This is a genomic window from Myxococcus sp. CA005 (assembly GCF_006518205.1).
GTDB classification, from domain to species: Bacteria; Myxococcota; Myxococcia; order Myxococcales; family Myxococcaceae; genus Myxococcus; species Myxococcus xanthus.
Genome location: NZ_SRLV01000060.1, coordinates 38,725 through 51,498 on the forward strand (window position 1 = coordinate 38,725; position 12,774 = coordinate 51,498).

The following is a 12,774-nucleotide window of genomic DNA, read 5'->3' on the forward strand; positions in this document are numbered from 1 at the left end:
CGAGAAGCTCGTCGGCTAGAGTTCACTCCTCATGGCCGACGAGCTTCTCATTTTTGAGCAGACCATCGAAGCCCTGTTCCTGCGGGCACTGCACGGGCGCCTGACGCCTGAGTGCAAGGCACGCCTGCGGCAGGCAGGGCTCGATGTGGATCAGAAGCTCCGGCCAGCCTACACCTTCGACGCGTGGATGACGTTCCTTCGCATCACGTCGGAGGAGCTCTTTCCCCAACTCCCGCTCGAGCAGGGCACCTGGAAGCTGGGTGAGGCCTATATCGAAGGCTTCCGTGAGACGATGCTGGGACGCGCCGTCCTCTCATTGCTTCGCGTGCTGGGGCCCCGCAGGACGCTGATGCGGGCCACACAGAACTTCCGGGCTGGCAACAACTACACGGAATCCAAGCTGCGTGAGCTGGGGCCCACCCAGTTCGAGCTCTGGATGAACGAGGTAGGCCCCTACCCTGCCTTCACCGCGGGCATCATCCACGCGGGGCTGCGGGTGGCCGGTGCGCAGGACATCGTCATCGAGATGTCCGGCTACGACGGCCACGCCTGCGTCTACCGAATCAACTGGAACGAGGCCTCGGTCTCTTCCGGCGTGGCGGGCAGCGGAGACTCCAAGGCCGCCAGGAGGTCAGGGTCCATCAGCTCCCTGTAGATGAACTCCGCCAGCAGGCCCGTCACCATCCAGATGGGCAGGATGTAGAGCGAGGTCATCTGCCAGAGAATGGCGCCGGCATCCGCATAGTACCAGATGCGGTATCCCGTGAGCCGCTCCAGCATGACACCGGAGAAGCCTTCAAAGAGCAGGATGACCACGCCGTACACAGCGGCTCGCAGGCCCGTGTGCTGGTACAGCATCCAGCGGTAGAGCGGCTCGATGAAGAAGAAGCACGCCACACCGTAGATGACGAACATCCACAGCGAGCACTGTCCATACGCCGTGGAGATGGGCGTATCCCAGATGGCGTTGAGCCCCAACCGGTCGTCCACGCGCCATTGAAAGCGGAAGAGCGCCTCCAGCAACGGCACGTGCTGGGCGATGCGCACCAGGTTGTAGAAGAAGATTTCGGCGCTGAGCCCCACCATGCCGTAGAGGCAGAAGCGGAACACGGCGAACGCCACCTTCATCCGTTGGCCCCGCTTGATGTCCGCCCTGCGGATACGAACCTGCCGGCGCTGACGAACGTCCCCCGATTCCACTGCGGCCTCTGCTCCCATAGCGTCCCCCAAGGTGGGTGAAACGCTACCGGACTCGTCAGGGCATGGCTAGCCCTGGCTTCACAAATACCACGGGGCTGAAATTCAAGCTCCCGAGGCTGGGATGGGCATCCGCCGGCGCGGATTGGCGAGCGCGGGCCTACGCCTGGGGTGGGCCCCGGTACGTGCATTGCTCAAGGACTTCGGGCGGCACGGCGAGAGGACGGGACATGTTGGCGAGGGTGCGGTCGGGGGCGTTGATGGGTATCGACGTGGTGGTGGTGGAGTGTGAGGTCGACATGGCGCTCGGCCTCCCCTACTTCAACGTCGTGGGGCAGGCGGAGGGCGCGGTCCGGGAATCGAAAGTCCGCGTCATCTCCGCGCTGAAGAACACGGGCTTCGAGCTTCCCCAGAAGCGAATCACCGTGAATCTGGCGCCCGCGGATTTGAAGAAGGAAGGCGCGGCGTTCGAACTGCCGATTGCATTGGGCGTCCTAGCGGCGGCGAAGTTGATGGATGAAGCCCCGCTGGAACGGCTTCTCTTCGGAGGCGAGCTGTCCCTGGACGGCACACTCCGCCCCATCAAAGGAGTGCTTCCGTTGGCGGTGGCGGCGCTCAACGGCGGCTTCGAAGGTGTCATGGTGCCTTGGGCCAATGCCGCGGAGGCAGCGCTCGTCGAAGAACTGCGCGTCATTCCCGTGAAGACCCTGCGGGAGGCGGTGGACCACCTGACGGGGGCCCGCAGCATCCCGCCGTACACGCGGCAGCGGGAACCCCGTCTTCTGGCGCCCACGGGACAGGCGCCTGACATGTCCGATGTCCGCGGGCAGGCCGACCTGAAGCTCGCCCTCGAAATCGCCGCGGCGGGGGGCCACAACGTCTTGATGTCCGGGCCACCGGGCTCGGGGAAGACGATGCTGGCGCGGCGCCTGCCCGGCATCCTTCCGGAGATGACGTTCACCGAGGCCATGGAGGTGACGAAGGTCTACTCGGTGCTGGGCTTGCTGGGCGAAGGCCACGCATTGATGCGCGAGCGCCCGTTCCGCGCGCCCCACCACACCCTCTCCGACGCGGGCCTGGTTGGCGGCGGCCTCTCGGCGAGGCCTGGCGAACTCTCGTTGGCGCACAATGGCGTGCTCTTCCTCGACGAGCTTCCGGAGTTCCGGAGGAACGTGCTGGAGGTTCTGCGCCAGCCCATGGAGGAAGGCGTCATCCACCTGGCACGCGCCAACCAGAACATCACCTATCCCTGCCGGGTCATGTTGGTGGCCGCGATGAACCCCTGTCCCTGCGGTTACTACAACGTCCCCAGCCGCTCCTGCACTTGCGGCGAGCAGCGCGTCTTCGACTACATGACGCGCGTGAGCGGGCCCCTGTTGGACCGCATCGACATCAGCCTGCAGACGCGCCCGGTGGAGTATCACCACATGGCCCGCTCGACGGTCCAAGAGCCCTCGAGCCGCTACTACCGCGAGCGGGCCCAGGTCGCGCGCGAGCGTCAACGCGCCCGCTATCGCGATGAGCCGGGAATCCACTGCAACGCGCAGCTTCCCGCGCACCTGCTGCGCCGGTACTGCGCCATGAGCGAACGGGCCGAGCACATGCTGCAGCAAGCGGTGCGGATGTTCGGCCTGTCCGCGCGAGCCCATGACCGCATCATGAAACTGGCGCTCACACGGGCAGACCTCGAGGGACGCGACCGCATCGAGCAGACCGACATGCAGCTCGCCATCAACTGCCGCATGCTGGACCGGCGAGGGGCGATGCAAGGCAAGCTTCACGGAGCCCGCCCTGCCCCTCCGCCCGAGGACGCCGCTTGGCGGAACACCGGGCCCTCCGGCAGGGCCAGCCCGCTGGAGGACCTGGATGGTTGAGGGCTGCCGCGCGCGTCAGTGCGTCCCGGTCGTCGCGGACTCCGCGTGAGACGTCGTCGTCTGGAAGCGGGGCTCTGCGATGGACGGGGTCTGCCCACCCTCCGGCAAGGCGTGGGTGGGCTGGAGCCGGTCCAGGCGAGGCGAAGGGCCGGTGATGATGCGCGCCGACTTGCCAAACGTCAGGTACGAGAAGGCCCAGTTGAGCAGCACCGCCAGCCTGCTACGGAAGCCGATGAGGAAGGTGATGTGGATGAGCAGCCAGGCCATCCAGGCACCGAAGCCCGCCTGCTTGAAGCGGCGGAAGGCAATGCCCACCGCGTGGCCTCGGCCAATCACCGCGTAGGAGCCGCGGTCCCAGTACGAGAAGGGCACCATCGGCTTGCCCTGCAACTGGCGGCGGATGTTGTGGGCGGCGTGCTTGCCTTCCTGCATGGCCACGGGAGCAAGGCCTGGCACCGGCTTGCCCTCCGCATCCTTGAGCAAGGACAGGTCACCGACGACGAAGACATCGTCGTGGCCCGGTATGGTCAGCTCAGGAGTGACGAGCACGCGCCCGGACCGGTCGAGTTCGACGCCCAGCGACTTCGCCACCGGCGATGCCGCCACGCCCGCGGCCCACAATACCGTCCTCGCGGGGATGAACTCCTGGCCGATGAAGACCCCTTGCTCGGTGATGTTGGTGACCCGAGCCCCCGTACGGACCTCCACCCCCAGCTTCTCGAGTGTGCGGCAGGCCTTCTGTGACAGGTCATCCGGATAGACGGGCAGGACCTTGTCCATGCCCTCGATGAGGATGATGCGCGCGTCCCGCGGATCGAAGTTCCTGAAGTCGCCATGAAGCGAATGCCGGCTGATTTCCGCCAACGAGCCCGCGAGTTCCACCCCCGTGGGTCCGGCGCCGATGATGACGAAGTTGAGGAGCGAGCGGCGGATCTCCGGGTCCGTCTCCCGCTCCGCCAGTTCGAAGGCCACCAGGATCCGCCGGCGAATCGCCAGCGCGTCCTCGATGGACTTCAGGCCGGGAGCGAACTGAGCCCAGGCGTCATTGCCGAAGTAGGAGTGTGTGGCCCCTGTAGCGATGACGAGGTAGTCGTAGTTCAGCTCTCCGTCGGAGAGCAGCACGCGCTTGCCAGCCGTATCCACACCCGTCACTTCCGCCAGCACCACCGCCACCTGGTGGTGCCCCAGCACCGCCCGGAGCGGCGCCGCAATCTCGCTGGGACTCAGCGTCGCCGTGGCGACCTGGTAGAGCAGAGGCTGGAACAGGTGGTGATTCTGCCGGTCCACCATCGTGACGCGCACGGGTGCCCTGTAGAGATGACGGGCGGCGTAGAGGCCGGCAAAACCACCGCCGAGGATGACCACGTGGGGCAGGTCTTCGCGCTTTGATTTCGGGCTCACGCAGGGAAGGTCATATCTGCCCAGCCCATCTTCAACGCAAAGCGCCAATCACCATGCCGCCAAGCGTGGGCTCCCATGCTTGTTTCTCATCCGACTGCCGGAGTGGCACGCGCACACTCCGCACTCTTGGACACACAGCCACGTACCCGGACACCTGTACTCCCATCTCTCAGGGGGAGGAGCGGGCGGCACAGGTGTTGCTCACCTGTCTGCCCGCCGCGCTGGCGGCGCCATGACGGCGTCCCTAGAGGCGGCATCCAACACAGCAAGGGCGGCGAGGGAGTGACAGACGCGATGAGCAAGCTGGCGGAGAAGCTGAAGGCAGTGGCGGCGGCGGTAGCGAGCATCGAGAAGCAGTTCGGACGAGGCTCGGTGATGACGTTGGGCGGGGAAGCACGCGAACAGAAGGTCGCCGTCATCCCCTCCGGCTCGGTGGGGGTGGACCGCGCGCTGGGCGTGGGCGGCTATCCCCGGGGCCGTGTGGTGGAGGTCTTCGGGAACGAGTCCTCGGGCAAGACGACGCTCACCCTGCATGCGATTGCACAGGTGCAGGCGGCGGGTGGCGTAGCGGCCTTCATCGACGCGGAGCACGCGCTGGATGTGTCCTACGCGCGCAAGCTGGGCGTCCGTGTGGAGGAGTTGCTCGTGTCGCAACCCGACACCGGCGAACAGGCGCTGGAAATCACGGAGCACCTGGTGCGCTCCGGCGCGGTGGACCTCATCGTCGTCGACTCGGTGGCGGCCCTGGTGCCACGGGCCGAAATCGAGGGCGAGATGGGGGACGCGCACATGGGCGTCCAGGCGAGGCTGATGAGTCAGGCGCTGCGCAAGCTGACGGGCGCGGTGAGCCGCTCGGGCACGTGCATCATCTTCATCAACCAGATTCGGATGAAGATTGGCGTGATGTTCGGCAATCCGGAAACCACCACGGGTGGCAATGCGCTGAAGTTCTACGCATCCGTGCGGATGGAGATTCGCCGCACGGGCAACATCAAGGACGGTGATGCCGTCGTGGGCTCGAAGGCGCGCGTGAAGGTGGTGAAGAACAAGGTCGCCCCGCCCTTCCAGGAAGCGGAGTTCGACCTCATGTACGGCAGCGGCATCCACCGCGTGGGGGAAGTGCTCGACCTCGGCGTGGCCACGGGCCTCATCGAGAAGTCGGGGAGCTACTTCAGCCTGCGCGGAGAGCGCATCGGCCAGGGCCGGGAGCGCGCCGCCGAGTGGCTGCGCGAACATCCCGACGTGCTGGAAGCGCTGGGCAAGGAGATTACGGGGACTTCCGCCCTGCCCTCCTCGCCCGCGCCGGTGGAGGTCGCGGCCTAGACGGAGGACGCCAACACGTCCAGCTTGACCGGGACGGCGAGCTTGCGCTGACCGACATTCAGCACGAGCCCGCCGTCGGGCCCTTCTTCCAGGAGCTGTCCGAGCTGGTACTGCGCGTCGCGCGAGAGGCGCGCCTGGGCCCGCCCCTGCTTCACTCGGCAGGACAACACGCCGTCCGCGTCCAGATGCAGGCTGGCGACGTCCAGCGCCTCGGCGGTGCGGTCGCTCAGGCGCACGGACACCCGCTCGTCGGGGGTGACGTCCACTGTCCGGACCTCGTAGGCGGCGCCTTCAACCTGGATGAAGCACCAGTCGTTGCCAATGCGGAGCTGGTAGCGGTCCGCGTCATCCAGCACGAGCGAGGCGTTGAAGAGCTCGATGATCTTGGGATGGAGGATGGGCTCGTCGTCGTGCCACCAGCGCATCCTGGCGTCGAGGCGGATGCCGCTGTCCTCACGGGTGTGCCAGCGCTTGCCGGGAGGCGGCTGTCCAGTGGGTGGTTGCATGACGTCTCTCATCTGCGCGTGAAGCGCGAAGGATTCAAGCCCATGAAACGTGGGGCGCTACCAGTTCCGGACAAGTTCCGTGTAGCCGCGGAAAGCCACCGCTCCCCAGAAGTTCACCAGCACCCCAAGCGCCACCGCGGCCATCACCGCCCGATTCCGCAGGGACCACCCCCCCAATGCGAAGAGCAGGAGGAGATAAGGCGTGTAGTCGAGGCTGAACCGGAAGCCGAACTGCATGTAACCGGTGTTCTGATAGAAGAGCCCGGGCAGCGCGCACACCGCCACGGTGAGCCACACCGGCCAATGCAGGCGCGGGCGCGTCTTCGGCACCAACAGGAAGACGAGCAGCGGCAGCGTCAGCAGCAGCGTCAGCCCGTGCGGGTCATATCCCAGCTTCAGCGGAGACAAGGACACCGAGGGCAGCTTGAAGAAGGCCGCCTCCAGGTTTCGTGGCAGGTACTCCCAATTGAAGAGCCCCGTGCGGTCGATGTCCGCGTTGACGCGGTTGTTGAAGAGGTACGCGTGCCCGAACTCGCTCAGCCGGCCGTAGCGGTAGACGTTGTATGCGGCTGCGAGCCCCGCCAGCGGCGCGGCGCCCAACGTGAAGAGGCCCAGCTTCTTCGCGGCGGGCGTCCAGTTCTGCGCCAGGGCCTTGAGCTGCGCCAGGCGAGGCTCCGGCCCGGGACACAGCGCCTCCAGCACGAAGAAGAGCCCCGTGAAGAGCAAGGGCGTCCGCGTGAGCGTCGCCATGGAGAAGAACAGGCCCGCGAGCAGCGGACGATGCGCCCGGACGGCGTTGCGTACGTAGAGACAGGTGAGCGCCACGCCCATCACCTCGGCGCTGAACCAGACCTCTCCCCGGATGGCGCAGTAGAAGAACAGGGTGCCGAAGGCGAGGATGAGCGCCAGGGCCACGTTCTCGTTGCGGTTGCGCTCCGTCTCCCCTTCCTTCGCCAGGAAGCGCAGCAGCGAGAAGAAGAGCGCCACCGCCAGCGCACCGACGATGACACCAAACGAGGTGTCGTTGAACTGGTAGCCGTGCAGTGCGACGAAGGGCAACATCGCCACCGCGGGGAAGGACGGGAAGCTCACGAACCAGCGGTCCGTTGGGAGCGGGCGTCCGGTGCAACGGACCTTGTCGCCGTTCACCATGCGGACGCAGGCCCAGTCCTCCATGTTGGGCAGCACCTGCGGGTCCACGTCCAGCCGCCCCTCCATCCACGCCTGGGCCTGATAGACGAAGTGAGGCGCGGCGCTCTGGCGCAGGAAGCGCTGGGAGCTGAAGCTGGCGAGCACCACGAAGGCGACCACGAACAGCACCACCTCCACGCGGTAGGCGGACAGCCACACACGCGCGACGTTCAACGGCAGGCCTCCCGACACGGGGGTGCCCGGTGAGGACGCGGGCGGTGGCACCGAAGGCGGGGCGGCTTCGGGTTCGGCGGAAGGGACTGGCGCGCTGGCGGCTGCGGGCCCCGCATCCTGGTGCGGAGCGACGGGCGCGACAGCGGACGCTCCTGACGCGGCTGGTTCGGAAGCTCCCGGCTCGGAGGAGGGCGGACGGGGGCGCTTGGACTTGGAACGGCTCATGGGGTAGCGGGCGCGGCGAGCAGGTGCTGCCGCAGCATTTCAAGCGTGTGGGAAGCGGCGAACAGGCGCACGCGGTCGCGGTCGCCGGTGACAGAGATGCGCTCACAGCGGGTGGGCACGCCAGGCGCCGACAGCGCGCAGTACACGGTGCCAACGGGGTCCTCCGGCGTGCCACCGCCAGGGCCCGCGTATCCCGTCACCGACAGGCCGTAGGTCGTGCCACAGGCATCGCGCACGCCCTCCGCCATGGCCTCGGCCGTCTCCCGCGAGACAGCCGTGTGCCGTGCGAGCACGTCGGGAGGAACGCCCACCCATGCGGATTTCATCTTCTCCGAGTACACCACCGCGCCGCCGATGAAGACCTCGCTGGAGCCCGGCACGGCCGTGAGCTGCTGGGCGATGAGGCCGCCGGTGCAGCTCTCCGCCACCGCCAGCGTGGCGCCCGCCCGACGAAGCGTTTCGAGGACCACCGCGGCGTACGCTTCCGAGTCCACACCGAAGAGCTTCGTGCCCAGCATCTGGCGGCACTCCACCTCCACGGCGGCGAGCGCGGCATCCGCTTCCGATTGGGAGGGGGCCTCCGCCATCAGCTTCAGGTGGTTTTCGGGGGCGTGGGTGCGGAAGCCGAACACGATGCGGGGATGCCGGGGGCCCATGGGAGCAACCGCAATGTCGAGCTCCGACTCCGGGATGCCCACCGTGCGCAGCAGCCGGAAGGCCCGGTAGGTGCGCTCGGGGCGGGCGTCCAGCGTCGCGCGGATCCGCGGCAGCACCTCGCCTTCCAGGAGCGCCTTGAACTCACGGGGCACCCCCGGAAGGAAGAACAACTGGGCGCCACCCAGCTTCATCACGACGAGCGGCGCGGAGCCCTCGGGGTTCTTCACGGGCTCCGAGCCCTGGGGGACGCGGGCCATGCGCAGGGCGCTCGGGTTGGGCGACAGGCCTCGCGCGGCGTAGCGCTGGTGCAGCCAGTCGAGGACCTGGGCATCCTCCTCCAGCGGCACGCCCGCGGCCTCCGCGGCGCATTCGAGGGTGAAGTCGTCCGCCGTGGGCCCCAGGCCCCCCGACACCACCACCACATCCGCGCGCGACGCGGCTTCCTTCAGCGACTGGATGATGTCCGGCCGCACGTCACCCACCAGGACCACGCGCTCCACCTTGACGCCAAGGTCGAAGAGGCGGGCCTCCAGGTACGTGCTGTTCGTATCCGTAATGAGGCCGGTGACGAGCTCGTCACCGGTGCACAGCAGCTCGACGCGCATGGGCCGCGCATCCTAGCGGCAGCCGGACGGCTGGGCACGGACCGAAGCGCACTCAAGCAGCAACGCCCCCTGGTCTGGAAGGGGGCCGAGCGGGAAACAGCGTCCTCCAGGTCAGAGGTACGCGGGCCCGTCGTTGCCCTGGTTGGACTCCGCGTCCTCTTCTTCCTCGTCGTCGATGACCGTGGCCACCGCGACCGCGGCCACCGCGCAGGGGGCCGCCCCCTTGCGAGCGACCAGCCGACTGCGGACCAGCACCGCCGACTCCACCAGCCCCAGCGCGAGGTAGGCGCCGCAGCACGCCACCAGCACCCAGGCCGGGTGCAACTGCGTGGCGATCACCGTGCCGCCCACCACCACGAGCATGAAAGCCAGCGCGCTCTTCCGGTTGGGCCGCGTGTCCTTGAAGGTGCGATAGCGCACCGTCGACACCATCAGCAGCGCCAGGCCGGCCACCGCCACCGCCATGGGCACCACGGCGCTCTCGGCCAGGGGCTGCCCCTGCGTCGCCGCATGGTGGGAGATGATGACGGAGACCAGCATTCCGGCCGCCACGGGGATGGGCAGGCCCACGAAGAAACTGCCACCGCCTCCGTGCGGGTTGCGCGCCGCCAGCACGTTGAAGCGCGCCAGACGCAATGCACCACAGGCCGCGAAGGAGAACGCGATGAACAGCCCCATGAACCCCAGGGGCTCGAGCGCCCACTTGTACACCAGGAGAGAGGGCGCCGCTCCGAAGGAGATGACATCCGCCAGACTGTCGAGCTGCACGCCGAAGTCGCTCTGAGTCTTCGTCAACCGGGCCACCCGGCCATCGAAGCCGTCGAAGAACATGGCGAAGAAGATGGCCAGGGCCGCCTGGTACAGCTGCACCGGTTCGGCGTCCCCCGTGCACAAGGTGATGGCGTAGAAGCCGCAGAAAATGGACGTGACGGTGAAGAGATTCGGCAGCACGAACATCAGTTTCCGCAACTTCATCATTCCCTCGACTTCCTCTGATGACCGTGACTTCCCGGCGGCAGGACGGCGGGTGAACCGACCTTAGCAGGGTTTTATTTTTGAAAAGGAGGATGCATGGATGCTTCGCGGTGGGTGGTGTGGGTACTGGTCGCCGGGGTCGCACTCGTTCTGTGGAACGTCCTTTGGGTCGTGGCCGTGCGACGATGGTACCGCCCCAGGGCGGAGCTGCCCCAGGTCCTCCGCGCCCGCTGCGAGGACGGATGGGAGCTGGTGATTCACGCGCGGCGCGCGGCCGTGCGCCGATTCGAGGAGCCCGTGCTGCTGTGCCACGGGCTCGCGGCGAACCGGTTCACCTTCGACTTCGAGCCCCCCTACTCCGTCGCGCACTACCTGACCGAAGCGGGTTTCGACTGCTTCAGCGTCGAGTGGCGCGGCACCGGGCACTCGCGCCGGCCGCCCCGAGGACGGAGGTACACGGACTTCACCATCGACGACCACATCCTCCAGGATGGACCCGCGCTGTTGGAGCTGGCGTTGAAGGAGACGGGTGCGAAATGCGCATTCTGGCTCGGCCATTCCCTGGGCGGGCTGGTGGGCTACGGCGTCGCGCAAGGCCCGCACGGGGAGAAGCTTGCGGGGTTGCTCGCGCTGGGCGCTCCCGTGCACTTCAAGTCGGAGCCCTTCCTGCGCACGCTCATCTCCATGGGCGTCCGTGCCGCCTGGCCCGCACGCTTCCGGCAGGAGTGGATGAGCGCCAGCCTCGCGCCGTTCCTGGGCTACATCACCCTGCCCCTGTCCGACCTGCTGGTGAACCCCGAGCACATCCCCCCGCGCATCCAGCGGCAGGTCTACGCGAACATGATGTCGTCGATGAGCCGCAAGGTGCTGCTTCAGTTCCAGGACTGGATTGAGCACGACATGTTCCGCTCCTTTGACCGCACGAAGGACTGGCGCGCTGGCATCGCACAGCTCCAGCTTCCGCTGCTCGTCATGGGCGGCAGTTCGGACCGGCTGGCCACGCCGGGCAACGTGGAGTCGCAGTTCGCGCTCGCCACCGCGCCCGACCGCACGCTGCATATCTTCGGCACGGACCATGGCGACAAGATGAACTACGGGCACGGGGACCTCATCTTCGGCACCGGCGCCCCGTCGGAGGTCTATCCCGTCATCCGCGAGTGGCTGGAGCGACATGCCTCCGCCCTGCCCGCCGCCATCACCGACCCCGCTCCCGCCCCAGTGGAAGAGGAGCCTCGCGAGCCGGAGCGCTCCGTCCCATGAGCATCCAGCGGGATGGAGCAACCGTTGCTGTCGTGCCGGTTCACTTCGGACTGGCGTGGACACAGCGCGCCGACAGGCCTCGCGTGTCCTCGGAGCGGAATTCCTTCAGGTGCACCTGCGTGGCGCCCTCGCACTCCGCATGGACGAACCCCGTCTCCAGGCCACTCGCGGAGAGGGATTCCACACGCAACTCGCCGTTTCCCAGAGCGCCCAGCGCCGTCGCCGCCCCTTGAATGTCCACGTTGACGGCGTTCATGCGCGCCAGGGTGTCCGTCAGCAGGCCGACGTACCCGCAGGTCTCCAGCTTCGCGCCCCGCAGTGACACGCGGGCATTCTGCGCCGCGAGGACACACGCCCCCTGTGCATCGCGCACCACGACGCCCTCCACGTCCGCTTCGACCTGACGCAGGTGCAGGCCATCCCCGGTGACACCGTCCGCCGTGCGCACCCGGCGGATGTCCACGTCACGAAGCCGCAGCTTCCCACGCAGCGCCATCACCCCGTACTCGGCGGCGCCGTCCACTCGAACGCCCTGGACGTCCAGGTCCCCGCCCGAGAACTGAAGCCCGCCATAGGCGCCGCTGTCCCGCACCACGATGTCCCGGAGCCGGACGCATGACATCAGCAGTCCCATGCCGGCCCGAATGGCCCGCACCGACGTGAAGCGGTGCACGTCGAGCCTGCGTGCTTGCATGGAGGACACGCCGTACTCGTGCCCCGTCACGGAGACCTCATCCAGGATGAGGGTGCCGTCCATCACCGAGAAAGCCGCCGCCTGCCCACCTTCCGCGGTGGAGCGCCGCACCTCGGCGTACGCACCGTCCACGCCGACCGCTGTCGCGGCCCCCGTGAACTGGAGGTCCTCCAACGTGGCCCGCACGTCCGCGCCGCGCAGCCGCACGGCTCGACGGTAGGGGCCGGTGAAGGTGCTCCCGCGGATGTGGGCTTCCACGATGGCTCCGGCATGTCTCGGGTCTTCCTGCTGCGCTCCAGCGCCCGTGGCGGCCTCGCTGTCCTGAGGCGAGTGCATGGATCCGTCCGTGTTCGACAGCACCTCGGGCTTGGGCGAGGCGTCGCGCGGTGCCGATTGCTCGCCACTCTCCGGAGACGGGGCCCGTCCGCTTTCCAGCAACACCCCCACCATGGCCGCTGGCGCCGCCTCGAACCGGCTGTCCTCCACATCCAGCCGCCCGGCCTCCACGCGCACCGCTCCCGTCACCTGCCCCCTGAAGCCCACTCGCGCCAGCCGGACATGGCCGCCGCCCATGCTCTCCACCCCCCAGAGCCCACCCTGGACGACAAAATCCGACAACTCCGCATCTTCACCCACCTGAATGACCGTGCGAGCAGCGCCCTCCGCTTGCAGCACCACCCCCGGCCCCTGCC

The 12,774-nt window shown here is 67.7% G+C and carries 11 protein-coding genes; 4 read left to right on the forward strand and 7 right to left on the reverse strand.

What is annotated here, in order from left to right; genetic code table 11:
• Positions 1 to 31 precede the first annotated feature (31 nt).
• Positions 32 to 655 (forward strand): DUF2378 family protein, encoded by a 624-nt coding sequence (locus FMQ63_RS24405; RefSeq protein WP_011551561.1) that lies wholly within the window; start codon positions 32 to 34, stop codon positions 653 to 655.
• Here FMQ63_RS24405 and FMQ63_RS24410 read toward each other — a convergent pair.
• Complete coding sequence (locus FMQ63_RS24410; protein WP_011551560.1) at positions 556 to 1,230, reverse strand: hypothetical protein; 675 nt, start codon at positions 1,228 to 1,230, stop codon at positions 556 to 558. The two genes, FMQ63_RS24405 and FMQ63_RS24410, sit on opposite strands and share 100 nt — an antisense overlap.
• Before the next feature lie 197 nt (positions 1,231 to 1,427).
• On the opposite strand from FMQ63_RS24410, the gene FMQ63_RS24415 reads away from it, so the two are divergent.
• The gene (locus tag FMQ63_RS24415; protein WP_011551559.1) at positions 1,428 to 3,071 is read left to right on the forward strand and encodes a YifB family Mg chelatase-like AAA ATPase; all 1,644 of its coding nucleotides are present in this window, start codon (positions 1,428 to 1,430) and stop codon (positions 3,069 to 3,071) included.
• Between the two features lie 15 nt (positions 3,072 to 3,086).
• Here FMQ63_RS24415 and FMQ63_RS24420 read toward each other — a convergent pair whose 3' ends face one another.
• Positions 3,087 to 4,472, reverse strand: a complete 1,386-nt coding sequence (locus FMQ63_RS24420; protein ID WP_011551558.1) for an NAD(P)/FAD-dependent oxidoreductase — start codon at positions 4,470 to 4,472, stop codon at positions 3,087 to 3,089.
• 294 nt (positions 4,473 to 4,766) lie between these two features.
• On the opposite strand from FMQ63_RS24420, the gene recA reads away from it, so the two are divergent.
• A complete protein-coding gene (gene recA / locus FMQ63_RS24425; RefSeq protein ID WP_011551557.1) occupies positions 4,767 to 5,795 on the forward strand; it encodes a recombinase RecA in 1,029 nt (342 codons plus the stop codon).
• On the opposite strand, the gene FMQ63_RS24430 is transcribed toward recA, so the two are convergent.
• The 4 genes from FMQ63_RS24430 to pssA form a co-directional block, all read right to left on the reverse strand.
• Positions 5,792 to 6,301: a DUF1285 domain-containing protein gene (locus tag FMQ63_RS24430; RefSeq protein WP_171452300.1), complete on the reverse strand. Its 510-nt coding sequence runs from the start codon at positions 6,299 to 6,301 to the stop codon at positions 5,792 to 5,794. The genes recA and FMQ63_RS24430 overlap by 4 nt on opposite strands.
• 57 nt (positions 6,302 to 6,358) lie before the next feature.
• Entirely contained in the window at positions 6,359 to 7,891 is a 1,533-nt protein-coding gene (locus FMQ63_RS24435) for a hypothetical protein (RefSeq protein WP_011551555.1), read from the reverse strand.
• Positions 7,888 to 9,153 carry a CinA family nicotinamide mononucleotide deamidase-related protein gene (locus FMQ63_RS24440; RefSeq protein ID WP_011551554.1) on the reverse strand — a complete coding sequence of 422 codons (1,266 nt, stop codon included), beginning with the start codon at positions 9,151 to 9,153 and terminating at the stop codon, positions 7,888 to 7,890. Before FMQ63_RS24440 ends, FMQ63_RS24435 begins: the two co-directional genes overlap by 4 nt.
• Before the next feature lie 111 nt (positions 9,154 to 9,264).
• The gene (gene pssA / locus FMQ63_RS24445; protein WP_020477746.1) at positions 9,265 to 10,131 is read right to left on the reverse strand and encodes a CDP-diacylglycerol--serine O-phosphatidyltransferase; all 867 of its coding nucleotides are present in this window, start codon (positions 10,129 to 10,131) and stop codon (positions 9,265 to 9,267) included.
• Positions 10,132 to 10,224: 93 nt separating this feature from the next.
• Between pssA and FMQ63_RS24450 the strand changes: the two genes are divergently transcribed.
• On the forward strand, positions 10,225 to 11,388 hold the full coding sequence (locus FMQ63_RS24450) for an alpha/beta fold hydrolase (RefSeq protein WP_011551552.1): 1,164 nt from the start codon (positions 10,225 to 10,227) through the stop codon (positions 11,386 to 11,388).
• A gap of 40 nt (positions 11,389 to 11,428) precedes the next feature.
• Here the strand turns inward: FMQ63_RS24450 and FMQ63_RS24455 are convergent.
• Positions 11,429 to 12,774 (reverse strand): hypothetical protein (locus FMQ63_RS24455; protein WP_228556485.1); only part of this gene is annotated, 1,346 nt, incomplete at its 5' end.

Bases quoted from the DNA above. Each gene is read 5' to 3' on its own strand.
- FMQ63_RS24405 (WP_011551561.1), top strand. From the start codon at position 32: ATGGCCGACGAGCTTCTCATTTTTGAGCAGACCATCGAAGCCCTGTTC.
- FMQ63_RS24415 (WP_011551559.1), top strand. From the start codon at position 1,428: ATGTTGGCGAGGGTGCGGTCGGGGGCGTTGATGGGTATCGACGTGGTG.
- recA (WP_011551557.1), top strand. From the start codon at position 4,767: ATGAGCAAGCTGGCGGAGAAGCTGAAGGCAGTGGCGGCGGCGGTAGCG.
- FMQ63_RS24430 (WP_171452300.1), bottom strand. From the start codon at position 6,301: ATGCAACCACCCACTGGACAGCCGCCTCCCGGCAAGCGCTGGCACACC.
- FMQ63_RS24435 (WP_011551555.1), bottom strand. From the start codon at position 7,891: ATGAGCCGTTCCAAGTCCAAGCGCCCCCGTCCGCCCTCCTCCGAGCCG.
- FMQ63_RS24440 (WP_011551554.1), bottom strand. From the start codon at position 9,153: ATGCGCGTCGAGCTGCTGTGCACCGGTGACGAGCTCGTCACCGGCCTC.
- pssA (WP_020477746.1), bottom strand. From the start codon at position 10,131: ATGATGAAGTTGCGGAAACTGATGTTCGTGCTGCCGAATCTCTTCACC.
- FMQ63_RS24450 (WP_011551552.1), top strand. From the start codon at position 10,225: ATGGATGCTTCGCGGTGGGTGGTGTGGGTACTGGTCGCCGGGGTCGCA.